Source organism: Cupriavidus sp. 22TCCZM01-5, from assembly GCF_057798915.1.
Genome location: NZ_JBYOJR010000040.1, coordinates 41,128 through 58,789 on the forward strand (window position 1 = coordinate 41,128; position 17,662 = coordinate 58,789).

Here is a 17,662-nt window from a genome sequence, read left to right on the forward strand (position 1 = left end):
CATGATCATGAAAGACGCCTATATCGTTGATGCCCTGCGCACGCCCACCGGGCGCCGCAAGGGCGGACTGTCGCACATGCACGGCGCCGACCTGGGCGGCTTCGTGCTGGCCGAGCTGGTGCGCCGCAACGGCATTCCCGCCGAGGATTACGACGACGTAGTGTTCGGCTGCGTCGACACCATCGGCCCGCTGGCCGGCAATATCGCGCGCAGCGCATGGCTGGCCGCCGGCCTGCCGCTGACCGTGCCGGGCGTGACCGTGGACCGCCAGTGCGGCTCGTCGCAGCAGGCCGTGCACTTTGCCGCGCAGGCGGTGATGAGCGGCGCGCAGGACGTGGTGATCGCCGGCGGCGTGCAGACCATGACGCAGATCCCGATCTCGTCGGCGATGCTGGCCGGGCAGGCTCTGGGCTTTGCCGATCCGTTCTCGGGCAGCAAGGGCTGGCAGGCGCGCTTCGGCGATGCGCCGGTATCGCAGTTCCACGCCGCGCAGCGCATTGCCGACCACTGGAAGTTGTCGCGCGAGGCCATGGAAGCCTACGCGCTGGAAAGCCACCAGCGTGCGGCCGCGGCGATCGAGGACGGCCGCTTTGCGCGCGAGATCGTGCCGTGCGAAGGCGTGAAGATGGACGAGACACCGCGCCCCGATACCACGCTGGCAAAGATGGCCACGCTCGAACCGCTGATGCCGGGCAGCTCGCTGACAGCGGCGGTGTCCAGCCAGACCGCCGACGCCGCCGCCGCGCTGCTGATCGTTTCCGAAGAAGCGCTCAAGCGCTACCAGCTCAAGCCGCGCGCGCGCATCGCGCATATGAGCGTGCTGGGCGACGACCCGCTGTGGATGCTGACCGCGCCGATTCCGGCGACCAGGCGCGCGCTGGAACGCAGCGGCCTGCGCCTGTCGGATATCGACGCGGTCGAGATCAACGAGGCCTTTGCCTCGGTGGCGATGGCGTGGCTGGCCGAGACCGGCTACGCGCCCGAGCGCACCAACCCCAACGGCGGCGCGATTGCACTGGGCCACCCGCTGGGCGCCACCGGCGCGCGCCTGATGACCACGCTGCTGCATGAACTCGAACGCACCGGCGGGCGCTATGGCCTGCAGACCATGTGCGAGGGCGGCGGCCTGGCCAACGTCACCATCATCGAACGGCTGTAAGGAGAGCGCCATGGGAATCTGCGAGGGACGCACCGTCATCATCACCGGCGCCGGCGGCGGGCTGGGCCGCGCCTACGCGCTGGCGTTCGGCGCCGAGGGCGCCAATGTAGTCGTCAACGACATCCGGCGCGAAGCAGCCGAGGCGGTCTGCGCGGAGATCCGCGCAGCCGGCGGCACTGCTCTCGCCAGCGATGACGACATCACGCAACTGGCCACCGCGCAGCGCATCGTCGATGCCGCGGTCGAGGCCTTCGGCGAAGTACACGTGCTGGTCAACAACGCCGGCATCTGCCGCGACCGCATGTTCCTGAGCCTCACCGAGGCGGACTGGGACGACGTGATGCGCGTTCACCTGCGCGGCCATTTCTGTCTGGCCAACCTGCTGGCCAAGCGCTGGCGCGACGCGGCCAAGGCCGGGCGCGCCGTCGACGCGCGCATCATCAACACCAGTTCCGGCGCGGGGCTGCAAGGCTCGGTCGGGCAGTCCAACTACGCCGCGGCCAAGGCCGGCATCGCCGCGCTGACGCTGGTGCAGGCGGCCGAGCTGGGCCGCTACGGCATCACCGCCAACGCGCTGGCGCCTGCCGCGCGCACCGGCATGACCGAGCAGGTCTTCGCCGACATGATGAAGGCGCCGGAGGGCGGCTTCGACTACTACGATCCGGCCAATGTCGCGCCGCTGGTGGTGTGGCTGGGCAGTGCGGATTCGGCGCAGGTGACCGGCCGCATGTTCGAGGCGGCCGGCGGCATGGTGTCCGTGGCCGATGGCTGGCGCACCGGCCCGAAGGCCGACAAGGGCGCGCGCTGGCAGCCTGCCGAATTGGGTGCTGCGGTGGCCGGGCTGCTGGCGCAGGCGCAGCCGCCCCAGGCGGTCTACGGCACCTGAGCACGACGGCCATGGATTTCTCCCTTTCTGTCGAACACCAGATGGTCCGCGACAGCGCGCGCGACTACCTCGCCGGGCACAGCGATTCGGCGGCGGTGCGGCGCGCGACCGAGGCGGGGCCGGCGCATGATGACGCGCTGTGGCACGCCATCGCGGGCGAATTGGGCTGGTGCGGCATCGCACTGCCCGAAGCCGCAGGCGGTGCCGGCCTGGGCGCGCCGGGGCTGGCGCTGCTGCAGGAACAACTCGGACAACGCCTGGCGTGCGTGCCGTTCTGGTCGACCGCCTGTGTCACCGCGCCGTGGCTGCAGGCTGCGCTGGGTCCGCGCGGCGCCGCGCAATGGCTGGAACGTCTGGCCGCAGGCGAGTGCCGCGCCGCCGCGGTGTTGCCGGCCGATGGTGGCTGGCAGTACGGCGCTGTCGCGATCACCGCCCGGGCGCACGCGGAAGGCTTCGCGCTGCATGGTAACGCAGCCCAGGTGCCGGATGCCATCGGCGCCGACTGGCTGCTGGTGCCCGCCACGCTTGATGATGGCGAACCGGCGCTGTTCCTGCTGGAGGTCGCCGCGCTGGCCGATGACGCGCGCTTCTCGCTGGGCTTGCTCGATACGCTCGACCGCACGCGGCCATTGGCGTCGCTGCGGCTGGACGGGCTGGCGGTGCGCGCCGAGGCCTGCGTGTCGCGCGGCGACGCCGCGGCGCACGGACTGGCGCAGGCGTGGTGGCACGGCAAGCTGATGCTGGCGGCCGAGCAGCTCGGCGCGGCCCAGCAATGCCTGGATCTCACCGTCGCCTATGCGTCGGAGCGCATCCAGTTCGGCCGCGCCATCGGCTCGTTCCAGGCGGTCAAGCACCGCTGCGCGCAGATGATGGTGCTGGTCGAGGCGGCGCGCTCGGCAGTGTACGGCGCGGCGTCGGCATGGGAATCGTCGGACTTGGCCGACGCCCGCCTCGAAATCGCCGCCGCCTCCGTTGCGGCCGACGAAGCGCTGCGCTTCAGCGCGCAGGAGGCCATCCAGCTGCACGGCGGGGTCGGCTTCACCTGGGAATACGACCCCCAGCTCTATTTCAAGCGCGCGCAGGCCGCCAGCCACTGGCTGGGCGGTGCCGGCGCCGCGCTCGCCTATCTCGCGGACCACGGCCCGCAAGCCTGGAGGACAGCATGACCGCGCATGAAGAATCGGCATTCCGCGCCGAGGTGGCGCAGTGGATGGCCGCCAACCTGGCCGGCGAATTCGCCTGCCTGAAGCACCGCGGCGGTCCCGGCGACGAAGACGCCTTTCCCGAGCTGCGCAAGGCATGGGAGCGGCGCCTTGCCGAGGGCGGCTGGACCGGCCTCGGCTGGCCGCGCGCGCATGGCGGACGTGACCTGCCGGTGATGCAGCAGGTGATCTTCCACGAGGAATACGCGCGCGCTGGCGGCCCCGGGCGCATGGGTCATATCGGCGAAGGCCTGATCGGCCCGACCCTGATCGCCTTCGGCACCGAGGACCAGAAATCGCGCCTGCTGCCCGGCATCCGCAACGGCACCACGTTCTGGTGCCAGGGCTATTCGGAGCCTGGCGCGGGCTCGGACCTGGCCAATGTGCGCACGCGCGCGGTGCGCGATGCCGCCAGCGGCGACTGGCTGGTGAGTGGCCAGAAGGTGTGGACCTCGCTCGCGCACGATTCGGACTGGATCTTCGTGCTGGCGCGCTGCGAGCCCGGCTCGCGCGGTAGCAAGGGGCTGATCTTCCTGATGCTGCCGCTGGACCAGCCCGGCATCGAGATCCGTCCGATCCGGCAGATGGGCGGCGGCGCCGAGTTCAACGAGGTGTTCTTCGACGGCGCGCGCGCCGCGGCGGCCGATGTGCTGGGCGAGCCCGGCGACGGCTGGCGCATCGCCATGGCGCTGCTCGGGTTCGAGCGCGGCATCTCCACGCTCGGCCAGCAGATGCAGTTCACGCATGAGCTGGAATGGGTGGCGCAGGCCGCACGCGACAACGGCAGCAGCCGCGACGCGCTGGTGCGCCAGCGCATCGCGCGCGCCTGGGCCGGACTGCGCGTGATGCGCGCCAATGCGCTGCGCATGCTGGCCGGCGCCGCGCAGGCGGGCCAGGACGGCGGCACCGCAATGCAGCGCGAGGCGCTGATCTACAAGTACTACTGGTCCAACTGGCACCGCGACCTGGGCCAGCTCGCGCTCGACGTGCTGGGCCCGCTGGCCAACGTGCTCGATGCCGCCGACGCACGCCGCACCCGCCTGCAGCAGATGGCGCTGTTCTCGCGCGCCGACACCATCTACGCCGGCACCAACGAAATCCAGCTCAACATCATCGCCGAACGCGGCCTTGGCATGCCGCGCGAGGCCCGAGGACAGTCATGACCGTGAATACCGAAGCCCCTATCGCCGCCCCTGCCCCGGCCTATGTGCCCGGCCATCAATTGCTCGCCGGCAAGAGCGTCCTGATCACCGCCGCCGCGGGCGTCGGCATCGGCTTTGCCGCCGCGCGCCGGTGTGCGGAGGAGGGCTGCCGCGCGCTGATGATCTCCGACATCCATCCCAAGCGGCTGGACGAGGCGGTAGCGCGCCTGCGTGCGGAAACCGGCCTGCAGGCGGTCCATGGCCAGCTTTGCGATGTGTCCGACGAAGCACAGGTACGCGCGCTCGTGGCCGCCGCGGAAGAGGCGCTCGGCGGCACCGACGTGCTGATCAACAACGCCGGCCTGGGCGGCTCGCGCCGCCTAGTTGATATGGACGATGCCGAGTGGTCGCGCGTGCTCGATATTTCCCTCACCGGCACCTTCCGCATGACGCGCGCGATGTTGCCGCACATGCAGGCGCGCCGGCGCGGCGCCATCGTCAACAACGCGTCGGTGCTTGGCTGGCGCGCGCAGAAGGAGCAGTCGCACTACGCCGCGGCCAAGGCCGGGGTGATGGCCCTGACGCGCTGCAGCGCGATGGAGGCCGCCGAGTTCGGCGTGCGCATCAATGCGGTGGCGCCCAGCATCGCGCTGCACGACTTCCTGAAGAAGTCGGCGCCGGCCGACCTGCTGCGCCAGCTCAGCGAGCGCGAAGTGTTCGGGCGCGCGGCGGAAGTGTGGGAGGTGGCCAACGTGATGGTGTTCCTGGCCAGCGACTATGCCTCGTACATGACCGGCGAGGTGCTGCCGGTGAGCAGCCAGCGCGCCTGAACGGAAGCAGGACCGGGCAGCACAGCCGGAATCGGGAACAAGAGTAGGAACCAGACATGCCACGTATTTTCCGCTCCGCCGAAGACATCCACGCCGCCGTCGGCCAGCACCTCGGCGAGAGCGCCTGGACCCGCATCACCCAGGACCAGGTCAACCAGTTTGCCGATGCCACCGGCGACCACCAGTGGCTCCATGTCGACCCGGAGCGCGCCGCGCGGGGCCCCTACGGCGGCTGCATTGCCCACGGCTACCTGACGCTGGCCCTGGTCAACCAGTTCCTGCCGGAACTGGTCACTGTCGAAGGCATGAAGTTCGGCGTCAACTATGGCTGCGACAAGGTCCGCTTCCCGGCGGCAGTGCGCGTCGGCGCGCGCGTGCGCGGCGTGGGCGAACTGGTGCGCGCCGAGACGCTGCCAGGCGGCGTGCAGTCGGTGGTGCGCATGACGGTGGAGATCGAAGGCGAGGCCAAGCCCGCCTGCGTGGCCGACACCATCAGCCGCTACTACTTCTGACCATAGGGAATCAAGCATGAACGAAGCAGTCATTGTCGCCGTTGCGCGCACCCCGATCGGCAAGGCCTTTCGCGGCGCCTTCAACGATACCGAAGCCCCGGTGCTGGGCGGCCACGTGGTGCGCGCGGTGGTCGAGCGCGCGGGCGTGGACCCGGCCGAGATCGACGACGTGCTGATCGGCGCGGCCGCGCAGCAGGGCACCCAGGGCTACAACCTGGGTCGCCTGTGCGCGGTGGCCGCCGGGCTGCCCGACAGCGTGCCGGGCATGACCATGGACCGCATGTGCGGCTCGGGCCTGATGACGATCGCCGCGGGCGCGCGCGCGATCCAGTGCGGCGAGGCCGACATCATCGTGGCCGGCGGCGCGGAATCCATTTCGCTCACGCAGAACAAGCACAAGAACAGCTACCGCGCCCAGTCCGAAGCGGTGCTGGCACGGCAGCCGGCCGCCTATATGGCGATGATCGAGACCGCCGAGGTGGTGGCGCGCCGCTACGGCATCAGCCGTGCCGAGCAGGACGCCTACGCCTGGCGCAGCCAGCAGCGCACCGCCGAGGCGCAGCGCCGCGGCGCCTTCGACGACGAGATCGTGCCGCTGGAAACGCGCCGCGCGCTGTTCGACAAGTCCGGCGCGCTGACCGGCCACGAGACCGTGCGCCTGGCGCAGGACGAATGCAACCGGCCCGATACCACGGCCGCCAGCCTGGCCGCGCTCAAGCCGGTCTGGAGCGGCGGGCAGGCGGTGGCCGAGGGCGAGTACATCACCGCGGGCAATGCCTCGCAGCTGTCCGACGGCGCCGCCGCGGTGCTGCTGATGAGCGCCGACGAAGCGCGCCGCCGCGGCCTGCGGCCGCTGGGCCGCTATCGCGGCATGACGGTGGCGGGCTGCGCGCCGGACGAGATGGGCATCGGCCCCGTGTTAGCGGTGCCGAAGCTGCTGGCGCGCCACGGCATGACGGTGGCGGATGTCGGGCTGTGGGAGCTGAACGAGGCCTTTGCCTCGCAGGTGCTGTACTGCCAGCAGAAGCTGGGCATTCCCGATGCGCGGCTGAACGTGAACGGCGGCGCGATCTCGGTCGGGCACCCGTTCGGCATGTCGGGCGCCCGCATGACCGCGCATGCGCTGATCGAGGGCCAGCGCCGCGGCGTGCGGCAGGCAGTGGTGACGATGTGCATCGGTGGCGGCATGGGTGCCGCTGCGTTGTTCGACGTCCTGTAACAAGGGCCGCTTGTTTTCTCCCCTTTCCCGAAAGCCGGGAGGGGAGGATACAGTTCGCTGCGCAAGGCAGCCCCGGCATGGACGGCCCGCCACGAGGCCGCCTGCCACCACTCCACACGGAGGAGACATCATGAAACGACTGATCGGCATCGCCATGTCGCTGGCCGTGCTGGCCACCGCGGTGTGGGCCTTCGCGCCGCGCCCGCTGCCGCCATTCCCGGCCTCCACGCTGCGCCCCGACGGCCTGCAGATCAACGGCATCGCCCGCGCCGGCGAACGCCTGGTCGCGGTCGGCGAGCGCGGCAAGATCCTGCTCAGCGATGACCTGGGGCGCAACTGGCGCCAGGCCTCGGTGGATAAGCCGCAAGGCGCCACGCTGACGCAAGTTGCCTTTGCCGATGGCCGCCAGGGCATCGCGGTCGGCCACAGCGGCCTGATCCTGCGCACCGAGGACGGCGGCGCGCACTGGCAGCAGGTCGCCTTCGACGAACAATCGTCCGACCCCCTGCTCGGCGCCCTGGCACGGGCCAGCGGCCCATGGTTCGCCGTGGGCAGCTTCGGCCGGTTCCTGGTGTCGCACGACCAGGGCAGGCATTGGGAGACGGCGGCGGACAAGACCATGCAGGACCGCCACCTCAACGCCATCGCTGCCGACGGGCAGGGGCGCCTGATGCTGGTCGGCGAAGCCGGCCTGGTGTTGCGCTCGACCGATGGCGGCAGCCACTGGGAGCCGCTCAGGACCCCTTACGACGGCTCGCTGTACGGCGTGCTGCCGCTGCGCGACGGTGCCTGGCTGGCCTTCGGCATGCGCGGCAACGCGCTGCGCAGCGAGGACTCCGGCACCACCTGGCAGGCCGCGGAAACCGGCCTCAGGACTTCGTTCTTCGGTGGCGCCGAACTGGCCGATGGCCGCATCGTGCTGGCCGGGCAGGGCGGCATGCTGGTGATGTCCGCCGATGGCGGGCGCCACTTCGCGGCGCTGCCTGCCGGCAGCCCGCAGACCCTGGCCGCGCTGGCCCCGACCGGCAAGGACACGCTGGCACTCGGCGGCAATGGCGGCCTGGCTGGCGCCACGCTCGCCGCCAATCACTGAATCCGCCCGACCGGACGCGAGAACGATCATGACCCGCCCCCACTCCCCCGGCCGCCTGGGCCGTTTCGTCGATGCCTGCGCCGGCGTGCTGATGCGCCAGCGCCGCCTGCTGATGTTGCTGTGCCTGGCCGTGACCGTGGCGCTTGGCTTCTCCGCCACGCGCCTGCGGCTCGATCCCGGCTTCAACAAGATGATCCCGCTGCAGCACCCGTACATGCAGGTGTTCACCAAGTACGCGAGCACTTTCTCCGGTGCCAATACCGTGCTGGTGAGCCTGCGCTGGAAGGGCGACGGCGATATCTACAACGCCGCCTTCATGGACAAGCTGCGCCACGCCACCGATGAAGTGTTCTTCATCCCCGGCGTGGACCGCTCGCGCGTGTTCTCGCTGTTCACGCCGAACGTGCGCTACACCGAGGTGACTGAAGCGGGCTTTCGCGGCGACGTGGTGGTGCCGGGGCGCTTCTCCGGCACGCCGGACGAACTCGACAAGGTCCGCCGCAATGTGGCGCGTTCCGGGCAGATCGGCCGGCTGGTCAGCAACGACCTGAAGTCCGCGCTGATCCGCGCGGAGCTGCGCGAGACCGATCCCGCCACTGGCAAGACCATCGACTACGGCTCCGTGGCGCGCCAGCTCGAGAAGATCCGCGCGCAGTTCAGCGGCACCGATGTCGAGGTCAATGTGGTCGGCTTCGCCAAGCTGGTGGGCGATGTCGAGGAAGGGATCGCGGGCGTGATGGGCTTCTTCGCGCTGGCCTTCGCCGTCACGGCGCTGCTGCTGTGGCTGTACACGCGTTCGCTGCGCATCACGGTGCTGGCGCTGGCGGTGGCGCTGCTGCCGGTGTGCTGGCTGCTGGGCCTGCTGCCGCTGCTGGGCTACGGCATCGACCCGATGTCGATCCTGGTGCCGTTCCTGATCTTCTCGATCGGGGTCTCGCACGCGGTGCAGATGACCAATGCCTGGAAGCAGGAGGTGGTGCAGGGCCTCAATGCACTGGACAGCGCCGGCGCGGCCTTCCGCAAGCTGTTCATCCCCGGCACGGTGGCGCTGCTGACCAATGCGTTGGGCTTTATGGTCATCATGCGCATCGAGATCGACATCGTGCGCGAGCTCGGCATTACCGCCTGCCTGGGCGTGCTGCTGATGATCGTGACCAACAAGGTATTCCTGCCGATCCTGCTGTCGTACACGCGGCTGGAGCCGTCGGCGCTGGCGCGCGCGCAGGCACGGCGTGCGCGGGAGACAGGGCAGGGCAATGGCGGGCTGTGGCAGAAATTTGGCGCGCTGGCGCGCCCGGCGCCCGCACTCGGCGTGTTCGTGGCTGCACTGGCATTGCTGGCGGCCGGCGCCATCGAGTCGCGCGGCCTGAAGATCGGCGATGTCGGCACCGGCGCGCCGGAGCTGCGCGTGGATTCTCGCTATAACCACGACAGCGCGAAGATCGTGAGCCAGTACAACATCGGCTCGGATGCGCTTACGGTGGTGGTGGAGCCGACCGGCTTCGACGACGGCTGCCTGCACTACCCGGTGATGAGTGCGGTGGAACGCTTCGAGATGCATATGCGCGGCGTTTCCGGCGTGCAGTCGGTGGTCAGCGTGTCGTCGCTGGCCAAGGTGGTGATCGGCGCCTACAACGAAGGCAACCCGCGCTGGGAGGCGCTGCCGCGCAGCAGCGACGGCTTGAGCCAGGGCGCCAAGGCCTACGACCCGGACAATGGCATGAATACGTCGAACTGCCAGGCCATCCAGGTGCTGATCTACACCGCCAACCACGAGGGCGCGACGATTGCCCACATCATCCGCGAGATCCGCCGCTTCAACGCCACCGACAAGACGCCCAACGTGGCGTTCCGCCTGGCCGGCGGCAATATCGGCGTGATGGCGGCGACCAACGAAGCCGTGGAAGAGGCCGAAGTGGCCATGCTGCTGGCGATCTTCGGCGCGATCACGCTGCTGTGCCTGCTGACGTTCCGCTCGTGGCGCGCAGTGCTGTGCATCATCGTGCCGCTGACGCTGGTGTCGTTGCTGTGCAATGCGCTGATGGCGCGGCTCGGCATCGGCCTGAAGGTGTCGACCTTGCCGGTCATCACGCTGGGCGTTGGTGTAGGCGTCGACTATGGCATCTACCTGTACGAGCGCATCCAGCACCAGATCCGCGAGGAAGCGCAGTCCTTGCCGCAGGCCTTTGCCGAGGCCATGCGCCAGCGCGGCTCGGCGGCGCTGTTCACGGCGCTGACGATGTGCATCGGCGTGGGCACCTGGGCCTTTGCCGCGCTCAAGTTCCAGGCGGACATGGGCATCCTGCTGGCCTTCATGTTCCTGGTGAACCTGTTCGGCGCGGTATCGCTGCTGCCGGCGCTGGCGGCGTGGCTGGGGGTGGAGGACGAGGAGCGTGCGCGCGCCGCGGCCAGCACTGCCGCGTCGGCGGAAAGCGGCCGGTCGGTGGCGCCGGCGCCCGCGCTGAAATCGGACGCAACCTGAGCCACGCAAGCAATACCAGGAGAGACATGATGCGCGATACCCAGGCAGCCGCCGCAACGGCCTTCACGCCGCTGCGCATCGGCCCGCTCACGCTGCGCAACCGCTTCATCAAGGCGGGCGCGAACGAAGGCATGACCCCGCATGGCCTGCCCACGCAGGCGCTGGTCAGGCATCACCGCGATCTTGCCGCGGGCGGCGTGGGCATGACCACGGTGGCCTACGCGGCCGTGGCCGACGACGGACTGACCTTCCCGCACCAGATCAGCATGCGCGCGGAGCAGGTGCCGCATCTGCGCGTGCTGACCGACGCCGTGCATCGCGAAGGCGCGGCGGCCTGCCTGCAGATCACCCACGCGGGCTCGTTCACCACCATGCGCCACGGCGGCAGCCGCGCGCCGGGCAGTGCCTCGCCCGGCCTCAACGCCTTCGGCATGATGCACGGCGTGTATTTCCAGCGCGCCCTGCGCGAGGCCGACATGGCGCGGGTCGCCTGCCAGTTCGCCGAGGCGGCGCGGCTCGCGCGCGAGGCCGGCTTCGATGCAGTCGAACTCCACATGGGGCACGGCTACCTGCTCAACCAGTTCCTGTCGCCGCTGAGCAACCGGCGGCGCGATCCGTTCGGTGGCAGCGTGGAAAACAGGACCCGCTTCCCGGCGGCGGTGCTGCGGCAGGTGAAGGATGCCGTCGGTGGCGCGCTGGCGGTGTGCTGCAAGCTCAGCGTCAGCGACTGCGTGCCGGGCGGCAACCAGCCCGGGGACTCCGCCGTGACCGCGCGCATTCTCGAGGCGGAGGGGGCCGACCTGCTGACGCTCAGTGGCGGGCGCAACGTGGAAAGCCCGTGGGCGCTGTTCGGCAGCCCGATGCCGACGGCGCAGATGAAGGCCGCCGCGCCGACCGCGCTGGCCCGCTTCGGCATCACCATGCTGGAAAAGCGCACGCCGCGCGCGCTGGCCTTCCGCGAGCTGTATTTCCTTGAGGCGTCGCGCGTGGTGCGGCAGGCGGTGCGCATGCCGCTGGCCTACGTCGGCGGCGTCAAGTCGATCGGCAATGTGGCGCAGCTCATGGAAGAGGGCTTCGACGGCATCGCGCTGGCACGCGTGCTGATCCATGACCCCGCGCTGGTGGCCAACTGGCAGCGCGGCACGGTGCAGCGCTCGGCCTGCGACAGCTGCAATGGCTGCGTGGCCCGGATCTACGACCCCGCCGGCGTCAGTTGCGTGCATGGCCCCGGCAACGACCCGGCGCTGGCGCGGCTGGTCGCATTGCAGTAGTCCGATGGGACGATGAGCCGCCGCCCGGACGCTCTTATCTTGAAGTTCCCACGGGATTTCAAGGAGACACCATGAGCACGAACGGCATCAGCGGCTACAAGATCGAATCACGCCCGCCCGCGGACCGCTACGCGCGCGGCTGGCACTGCCTGGGCCTGGCCGACGCCTACCGCGACGGCAAGCCCCACACGCTGGACATCTTCGGCCGCCGCCTGGCCGCGTTTGCCGACTCGACCGGCGCCATCCGCGTGATCGACGGCCACTGTCCGCACATGGGCGCAGACCTCAGCACCGGCACCGTGCAGGGCGACAACCTGGTGTGTCCGTTCCACGGCTGGCAGTGGGGCGGCGACGGCGGCTGCAAGTCCATCCCCTACTGCAAGCGCGTTCCGCCCAAGGCGCGTGTCGGCGCCTGGGAGACCTGCGAGCAGAACCGGCTGCTGTTCATCTGGAACGATCCCGAGGGCCGCCCGGCGCCACCGCAAGTGGCCATCCCGCGCATCAATGCCTGCTATTCGCCGGAGTGGTCGGAGTGGGCCATCGACGACATGCTGATCCGCACCAATTGCCGCGAGCTGGTCGACAACATCTCCGACATGGCGCATTTCGGCGTAGTGCATGGCGCGCCGGTGGACTATTTCGGCAACCTGTTCGAAGACCACAAGGCCACGCAGCTGATGATCGGGCGCAGTGCGCGCCTGTCCGGCGATGCGCGCCTGACGGCGCTGTCGACCTACTTCGGGCCGGCGTACCACATCACCGAGATGACCGGCCAGATGGGCGACCAGCAGATCCACTCGATCCTGCTCAACTGCCACGTGCCGATCGACCTGAACAGCTTCGTGCTGCGCTATGGCGTGCTGGTGAAGAAGATCCCCGGGCTGTCCGACGAACAGAACCGCGCCATGGCGCAAGCCTATGTGGAGCAGGCGCGTGCGGCCTTCTACGAGGACGTGGCGATCTGGGACAGCAAGATCCGCATCGACAACCCGCTGCTGTGCGAAGGTGACGGGCCGATCTACCAGATGCGCGACTGGTACCAGCAGTTCTACACGGATGTTGAACAGGTGCGCCCGTCCAGCGTGGCGCGGCGCGTGGTCGAGATGAATCTGGCCAACATCGAGCCGCCGGTGCTGCGGCACGTGTTCGAGGGCTGACCATGAGGACGGTGGTGGTTACCGGCGCCGCGTCCGGCATGGGCGCGGCGGTGCGCGCGCGCATGCTGGCCGACGGCTGCCGGGTGATCGGCGTGGACCTGCGCGACGCGGACGTCCTTGCCGACCTGTCTACCGAGCAGGGGCGCGCTGGCGCTCTCGATGCCGTGCTGTCGCGCTCGGGCGGCCGCATCGACCAGCTGGTGTGCTGTGCCGGGCTGGGCCCGCATGTCGACCCTGCCACGCTGGTGGCATCGGTCAACTACTTCGGCGTGGTGGCCTTGCTCGACGGCCTGTTCGAAGCGCTGCGCCAGGGCTCGGACCCTGGGGCGGTAGTGGTGTCGTCGAACTCGTCCACGCTTCAGTCGTGGGAAGGCAGCCCGCTGCGCGATGCCTATCTTGCTGGCGACGAGGCCGGCGTGCTGGCCATGGTGGCTGCCGCCGCGCAGGCCGAGGCCACGCGCGATCAGGCGGGCTATATCGCCTACGCCAGCTCCAAGCACGCGGTCACGGCGGCCGCGCGGCAACGCGCCGCCGCATGGGGCCAGGCGGGGGTGCGCCTCAACGTGGTCGCGCCGGGCGCGGTGGAAACGCCGCTGCTGCAGGCGGGGCTGAAGGATCCGCGCTACGGCGATGCCATCCGCGATTTCGTGCCGCCGCTGGGCCGCCGCGCCCGGCCCGAAGAGGTGGCCGCGCTGATTGCCTTCCTGTGCGGGCCGGATGCCGCCTACCTGCATGGCAACGTGGTGTTCATCGACGGTGGACTCGATGCCGCGCAGCGGCCACTGATGTTCTGAAGCGCACGTCGGAATCCGTCCTTCGGTCCGGCGGGACCTGGAGGGCTCGGGGTTAAAGTTGCGGTGAGCGATGCGGGAATGGCGTTCAGCCCAGACTCAGGATCTGGCGAGCCTGGGCTGCGGTGGCGACAGGGCGGCCATACTCAGCGCAAAGCTCGGCAACCTGGCGCACGAGCGCGGCATTGGACGGGGCGAGCGTGTTCTTGTCCATCCGCACATTGTCCTCGAGGCCGGTGCGGCAGTGCCCCCCGAGTTCGAGAGACCAGCGAGCCATCGTCAGCTGATCGCGACCGATGCCGGCGCCGGTCCATGTCGCATCAGGCGAAAGGCGCTTGAGGGTACGAACGTAGAATTCAAGCACTTCGCGATCGACCGGCATTGCGTTCTTGATGCCCATGACAAACTGGATATGCAGGGGCCCGACAATCGCGCCCGCCGCCTGCATGGCTGCGGCCTGGAAGATCATCGACAGGTCAAAGGCCTCGACTTCGGGCTTGATGCCGTAGGCTTTCATTTCGGCGGCGAGCCAGTTGACCAGGTCCGGCGGGTTGTCATAAACCCGGGTCGGGAAATTGACCGAGCCGGTTGCCAGGGATGCCATGTCAGGCCGCAGCGACAGCATGGCACCTCTCTCATTGCCGGCCCCGGAGCGGCCACCGGTGGACACCTGCGTGATCATGCCCGGCGCGTGCTTGCGAATGCCTTCCAGCACCAGCGCGAAACGATCGGGATTTGACGTAGGAGTTTCGTCATCGTTGCGTACGTGGAGATGAACCAGGGTCGCGCCGGCTTCGAATGCCGCCTGGGTCGATTCCACTTGCTCGTTCACTGTGATCGGCACAGCCGGATTGTCTTTCTTGCGCGGCAGTGATCCCGTGATCGCAACAGAGATGATGCAAGGCTTGTTCATGCTCGATTTCAGTAGATCAGGTAGAGGGGGCGGGGGGCATTGTCTGGCACCGGGAAGGCGGCCTCTGCGCCGGATTGGCGCTGTCCTCGTTCGTATCGGTCGACAACTCGCTTGCATCGTATGGGCGGCTGCCTGGCTGCGTCCAATACTGATTGGGTTTGCAACGATACGGAGGGAGTATCGATAGCCGTCGCATGTCGCACGCTGCACGCCGCATGCTGGATTGGCGTGGCGTTCTTGGCAGGTGCCGCTGTTTCGCCGGCGTAGCCGGCGACTTACTCTTTTGTCCGAGCGACAAAAGAGTAAGCAGAAAAGCGCGTCGCCTGGCGGCTGGCCATCAACGATACGCTTCTTGTTTTCAAGCGGCTTTGGTCTCGCGAGGCTTGGTTGCCCGTTCGAATCTGCTACGCATAGTGATTCAGAACCAGTGCCTCCGATAACCGGCTCTTGTACGATCCCCATGTAGGGCTCGGGTACAGCGTTCCAACGAGGTGGCTGCGCTGCGCGCGCTTCCTAGTCGGTGTGCGCGCGGCATCAATGTCGCTGGCGCGGTGCTTCTCCCCCTCGCCGTTTGCCTTTTCAGTTTTCTCACTGAGCCGCGCGCAGCGGAGCCGTAGGCGTCCCACCGATGGCGCGCTTAGCCGGGGCCACCAAGTAATCCGGGTTCGCTCATCTGACGCGTCTATCCTGATCATCTACGCGGCAGGCAGTCTGGCTATGCCCTGTACTGTCTTTACCACCACGGTCCGTTCGTCAGCCACGAAAACGCGTTTTTGGTCACTTTTGTCGCGAGACAAAAGTGACTCGCCGGCTACGCCGGCGAAACAGCGGCGCATGCCAAGGAAACCTCCCCCCGCAATCGAGCAAAAAAAGCCCTCGCCGTGCGGCAAGGGCGGCTGTGGGAAGAACCGGCCGGCGAAGGGTTTGCCCGGCCCCGTAATGCACTACGATCAGGTGCCCGATCCGCGCGCGGCGTCCGGCGAGAAGAGCGCCTCGCTGAATTCCGGGTTGCTGTTGAGCTTTGCCATCGGGCCCTCGTTGGTCAGGCGGTCGGCCAGGTAGGCGCCGGAGATCAGGTCGTGGTAGAACGCGGTGGCGGCAGAGAAGCGGCGCGCATCATAGGCGTAGACCAGGGCCTGGAGATTGGTGCGCCACAACTGGCCGCGGCCATCGTAGTTATCGGCGGCCAGCGACTGCCAGGTGTCCTCATCGAGATACAGCACACGCTTCGCATACTGGTGGCGGAAGCCCGACTTCAGCGTTGCCTCCAGGATCCATACGCGATGCAGCTCGTAGCGCATGACGTCCGGGTTGGCGTGGCCATTGGTCAGCAGGTCCTTGTACTTGACCGAAGTGCTCATCAGCTTGTAGCTGTTGTACGGGATGTAGATCTCCTTCTTGCCGACGATCTTCCAGTTGTAGCGCTCGCCCGAGCCGTTGAACAGGCGGTCGTCGTCCACCGTGCGGAAGCCGCCCGGGCCCTGGGGCTGGTCGAAGCCGTACTCCGGCGCCTGGCGTACGCGGCGGGTGCCCGGGTTGTAGATCCACGTGCGGTTGGTGTCCGAGCCTTCCTGGTCCCAGACGGCATAGCCCACGATCACCTGGCCGCGGTCACGCAAGGGCAGGTCGGTGGCGGTGCGGAAGAAGGTGCGCTCGTTGAGGGGGTTCTTGGGGTCGAACTTGCCGTTGTTGCGCGGCGAAAAGATGCTGTAGGAGACGCGGCCCCAGGCGATCGATCCGTTCGGATAGACCACGGCCTGGTCGTACTGCGCCTTCTCGGTGCCAATGGCCGCGGAAAAGCGCTGGTTCCACAGCAGTTCCATGGCCGTCTTCGGGATCGGGTAGGGCACCTGGGGGCCCGCATCCTTCAGGCCATTGGCATCGCTCGTCATGCTGACGGTGGTGGCGTAGGTGCGGATGTCCTTGTAGGCGGCGTCCTCATAGCGGAAGTCGCGATGGCTGGGGTACACCGGCATCTTGAAGGTGTCGGGGTACTTCTTGAACAGCGCCTTCTCGCCTTCGCTGAGCCGTTCGGCATACTGCGCCATGTTCTGCGCGGTAATGACGAACAGCGGCTTCTCGTCGGCATACGGGTCCGGATAGCGGTCGCCACGCTGGTACTTGACGTGGGGAGGGGTGCCTTGCCACTTGCCGGTCCAGGCGGGGACATCGCCGTCCTTGCTGGCGGCACGCTCCGCGCCCATGGGCGTGAGGTTGCCGTCAAGCTGCTTGAGTTCTTCCGGGGTGACCGTTGCCCACGCTGCCGCGGCCAGTGCCATGCTGGTGACCAGCACGCTGCCGCGCAGCAGCCGATGTGTAGTGGATGTCATTGAAGTCTCGCTCCTTGTAAGGGGAATTGCCGGCGGCGCCTGCGCCGGAACGGAAGTCGCCCGCATCGTCCGGCAGGGGCAGGGCCGATGTGCCCGGGTCGCTGCGCTGTTTGCCGGGATGGACCAGCCACGCGTTGGCGTGTGTCGGTGCTGACAGCGTAGAGATGGCGCGTCGCGGGGGAATCGTTGGAATGGACTAGTGGGTTTCCCTAGCAGCCCGGAGGCTGCATGGGTGTCTCGGCTGGGGCCGGGCGAGAGGAAGCGGCTGCGAGGGCATTACACAGGCCCTGGGGCTATGAGGTTCTTCTACAGAATGAGGGAATGGGGTAGGGGTGGGGTTGTCATGCTTGGCGGGCGCTGCTGTTTCGCCGGCGTAGCCGGCGAGTCACTTTTTGTCCGAGCGACAAAAAGTAACCAAAAAGCGCGTTGACTTGCCCTAGCGGGCGAATATTGATCGTAGTGTGCTGAGGGTGTTGTACGGGTATGAACTTCAGAGTGTGCCTGGCTGCCTGCCGCGTGGTGCGCGTCCGCCGGTAGGCTTTCAAGCAATGATTGAACGAGCCCCCGAAACGGGCCTGTCCGTATTTTTGTGTGCGAGGCGGTTTTGAATTCTGTCAGCTTCGAGCGGCAGTAAATCGCTCGCCATACAGAATAGCAAACTGATTCATGGCGGAC

14 protein-coding genes are annotated in these 17,662 nt (G+C 68.3%); 12 read left to right on the forward strand and 2 right to left on the reverse strand.

The features are described 5' to 3' along the window. Positions 1-7 precede the first annotated feature (7 nt). The 12 genes from AC3FNH_RS27985 (at position 8) to AC3FNH_RS28040 (ending at position 13,747) form a co-directional block, all read left to right on the forward strand. Positions 8-1,159 carry an acetyl-CoA C-acetyltransferase gene (locus tag AC3FNH_RS27985; protein WP_488722384.1) on the forward strand — a complete coding sequence of 384 codons (1,152 nt, stop codon included), beginning with the start codon at positions 8-10 and terminating at the stop codon, positions 1,157-1,159. Positions 1,160-1,169: 10 nt separating this feature from the next. Next, entirely contained in the window at positions 1,170-2,045 is an 876-nt protein-coding gene (locus AC3FNH_RS27990; RefSeq protein WP_488722385.1) for an SDR family oxidoreductase, read from the forward strand. 11 nt (positions 2,046-2,056) lie between these two features. Beyond that, positions 2,057-3,211 carry an acyl-CoA dehydrogenase family protein gene (locus tag AC3FNH_RS27995; protein ID WP_488722386.1) on the forward strand — a complete coding sequence of 385 codons (1,155 nt, stop codon included), beginning with the start codon at positions 2,057-2,059 and terminating at the stop codon, positions 3,209-3,211. Beyond that, positions 3,208-4,410 (forward strand): acyl-CoA dehydrogenase family protein, encoded by a 1,203-nt coding sequence (locus AC3FNH_RS28000; protein WP_488722387.1) that lies wholly within the window; start codon positions 3,208-3,210, stop codon positions 4,408-4,410. Before AC3FNH_RS27995 ends, AC3FNH_RS28000 begins: the two co-directional genes overlap by 4 nt. After that, complete coding sequence (locus AC3FNH_RS28005; protein ID WP_488722388.1) at positions 4,407-5,219, forward strand: SDR family oxidoreductase; 813 nt, start codon at positions 4,407-4,409, stop codon at positions 5,217-5,219. Before AC3FNH_RS28000 ends, AC3FNH_RS28005 begins: the two co-directional genes overlap by 4 nt. A gap of 56 nt (positions 5,220-5,275) precedes the next feature. Further along, positions 5,276-5,731: a MaoC family dehydratase gene (locus AC3FNH_RS28010; RefSeq protein ID WP_276101918.1), complete on the forward strand. Its 456-nt coding sequence runs from the start codon at positions 5,276-5,278 to the stop codon at positions 5,729-5,731. Between the two features lie 16 nt (positions 5,732-5,747). After that, positions 5,748-6,950 carry an acetyl-CoA C-acyltransferase gene (locus AC3FNH_RS28015; RefSeq protein ID WP_488722389.1) on the forward strand — a complete coding sequence of 401 codons (1,203 nt, stop codon included), beginning with the start codon at positions 5,748-5,750 and terminating at the stop codon, positions 6,948-6,950. Positions 6,951-7,080: 130 nt separating this feature from the next. After that, a complete protein-coding gene (locus tag AC3FNH_RS28020; RefSeq protein ID WP_488722390.1) occupies positions 7,081-8,043 on the forward strand; it encodes a WD40/YVTN/BNR-like repeat-containing protein in 963 nt (320 codons plus the stop codon). Between the two features lie 28 nt (positions 8,044-8,071). Next, positions 8,072-10,525, forward strand: coding sequence for an efflux RND transporter permease subunit (locus tag AC3FNH_RS28025; RefSeq protein ID WP_488722391.1), 2,454 nt, complete (start codon positions 8,072-8,074; stop codon positions 10,523-10,525). 29 nt (positions 10,526-10,554) lie between these two features. After that, a complete protein-coding gene (locus tag AC3FNH_RS28030; protein ID WP_488722396.1) occupies positions 10,555-11,796 on the forward strand; it encodes an NADH:flavin oxidoreductase in 1,242 nt (413 codons plus the stop codon). A gap of 71 nt (positions 11,797-11,867) precedes the next feature. After that, complete coding sequence (locus AC3FNH_RS28035; RefSeq protein ID WP_488722392.1) at positions 11,868-12,953, forward strand: 3-ketosteroid-9-alpha-monooxygenase, oxygenase component; 1,086 nt, start codon at positions 11,868-11,870, stop codon at positions 12,951-12,953. 2 nt (positions 12,954-12,955) lie between these two features. After that, on the forward strand, positions 12,956-13,747 hold the full coding sequence (locus tag AC3FNH_RS28040; protein ID WP_276101913.1) for an SDR family oxidoreductase: 792 nt from the start codon (positions 12,956-12,958) through the stop codon (positions 13,745-13,747). An 85-nt stretch (positions 13,748-13,832) separates the two neighbouring features. Here AC3FNH_RS28040 and AC3FNH_RS28045 read toward each other — a convergent pair whose 3' ends face one another. Together AC3FNH_RS28045 and AC3FNH_RS28050 are read right to left on the reverse strand one after the other, a co-directional pair. Continuing rightward, positions 13,833-14,657, reverse strand: coding sequence for a 3-oxoadipate:acetyl-CoA acetyltransferase (locus AC3FNH_RS28045; RefSeq protein WP_488722393.1), 825 nt, complete (start codon positions 14,655-14,657; stop codon positions 13,833-13,835). 950 nt (positions 14,658-15,607) lie between these two features. Then, positions 15,608-16,987, reverse strand: coding sequence for a DUF1329 domain-containing protein (locus AC3FNH_RS28050; RefSeq protein WP_488722394.1), 1,380 nt, complete (start codon positions 16,985-16,987; stop codon positions 15,608-15,610). Between the last annotated feature and the right edge of the window lie 675 nt (positions 16,988-17,662).

What these genes read in the sequence shown, in the direction of transcription:
- AC3FNH_RS27985 (WP_488722384.1), top strand. Translation starts at nt 8, where the DNA reads ATGAAAGACGCCTATATCGTTGATGCCCTGCGCACGCCCACCGGGCGC.
- AC3FNH_RS27990 (WP_488722385.1), top strand. Translation starts at nt 1,170, where the DNA reads ATGGGAATCTGCGAGGGACGCACCGTCATCATCACCGGCGCCGGCGGC.
- AC3FNH_RS27995 (WP_488722386.1), top strand. Translation starts at nt 2,057, where the DNA reads ATGGATTTCTCCCTTTCTGTCGAACACCAGATGGTCCGCGACAGCGCG.
- AC3FNH_RS28000 (WP_488722387.1), top strand. Translation starts at nt 3,208, where the DNA reads ATGACCGCGCATGAAGAATCGGCATTCCGCGCCGAGGTGGCGCAGTGG.
- AC3FNH_RS28005 (WP_488722388.1), top strand. Translation starts at nt 4,407, where the DNA reads ATGACCGTGAATACCGAAGCCCCTATCGCCGCCCCTGCCCCGGCCTAT.
- AC3FNH_RS28010 (WP_276101918.1), top strand. Translation starts at nt 5,276, where the DNA reads ATGCCACGTATTTTCCGCTCCGCCGAAGACATCCACGCCGCCGTCGGC.
- AC3FNH_RS28015 (WP_488722389.1), top strand. Translation starts at nt 5,748, where the DNA reads ATGAACGAAGCAGTCATTGTCGCCGTTGCGCGCACCCCGATCGGCAAG.
- AC3FNH_RS28020 (WP_488722390.1), top strand. Translation starts at nt 7,081, where the DNA reads ATGAAACGACTGATCGGCATCGCCATGTCGCTGGCCGTGCTGGCCACC.
- AC3FNH_RS28025 (WP_488722391.1), top strand. Translation starts at nt 8,072, where the DNA reads ATGACCCGCCCCCACTCCCCCGGCCGCCTGGGCCGTTTCGTCGATGCC.
- AC3FNH_RS28030 (WP_488722396.1), top strand. Translation starts at nt 10,555, where the DNA reads ATGCGCGATACCCAGGCAGCCGCCGCAACGGCCTTCACGCCGCTGCGC.
- AC3FNH_RS28035 (WP_488722392.1), top strand. Translation starts at nt 11,868, where the DNA reads ATGAGCACGAACGGCATCAGCGGCTACAAGATCGAATCACGCCCGCCC.
- AC3FNH_RS28040 (WP_276101913.1), top strand. Translation starts at nt 12,956, where the DNA reads ATGAGGACGGTGGTGGTTACCGGCGCCGCGTCCGGCATGGGCGCGGCG.
- AC3FNH_RS28045 (WP_488722393.1), bottom strand. Translation starts at nt 14,657, where the DNA reads ATGAACAAGCCTTGCATCATCTCTGTTGCGATCACGGGATCACTGCCG.
- AC3FNH_RS28050 (WP_488722394.1), bottom strand. Translation starts at nt 16,987, where the DNA reads ATGACATCCACTACACATCGGCTGCTGCGCGGCAGCGTGCTGGTCACC.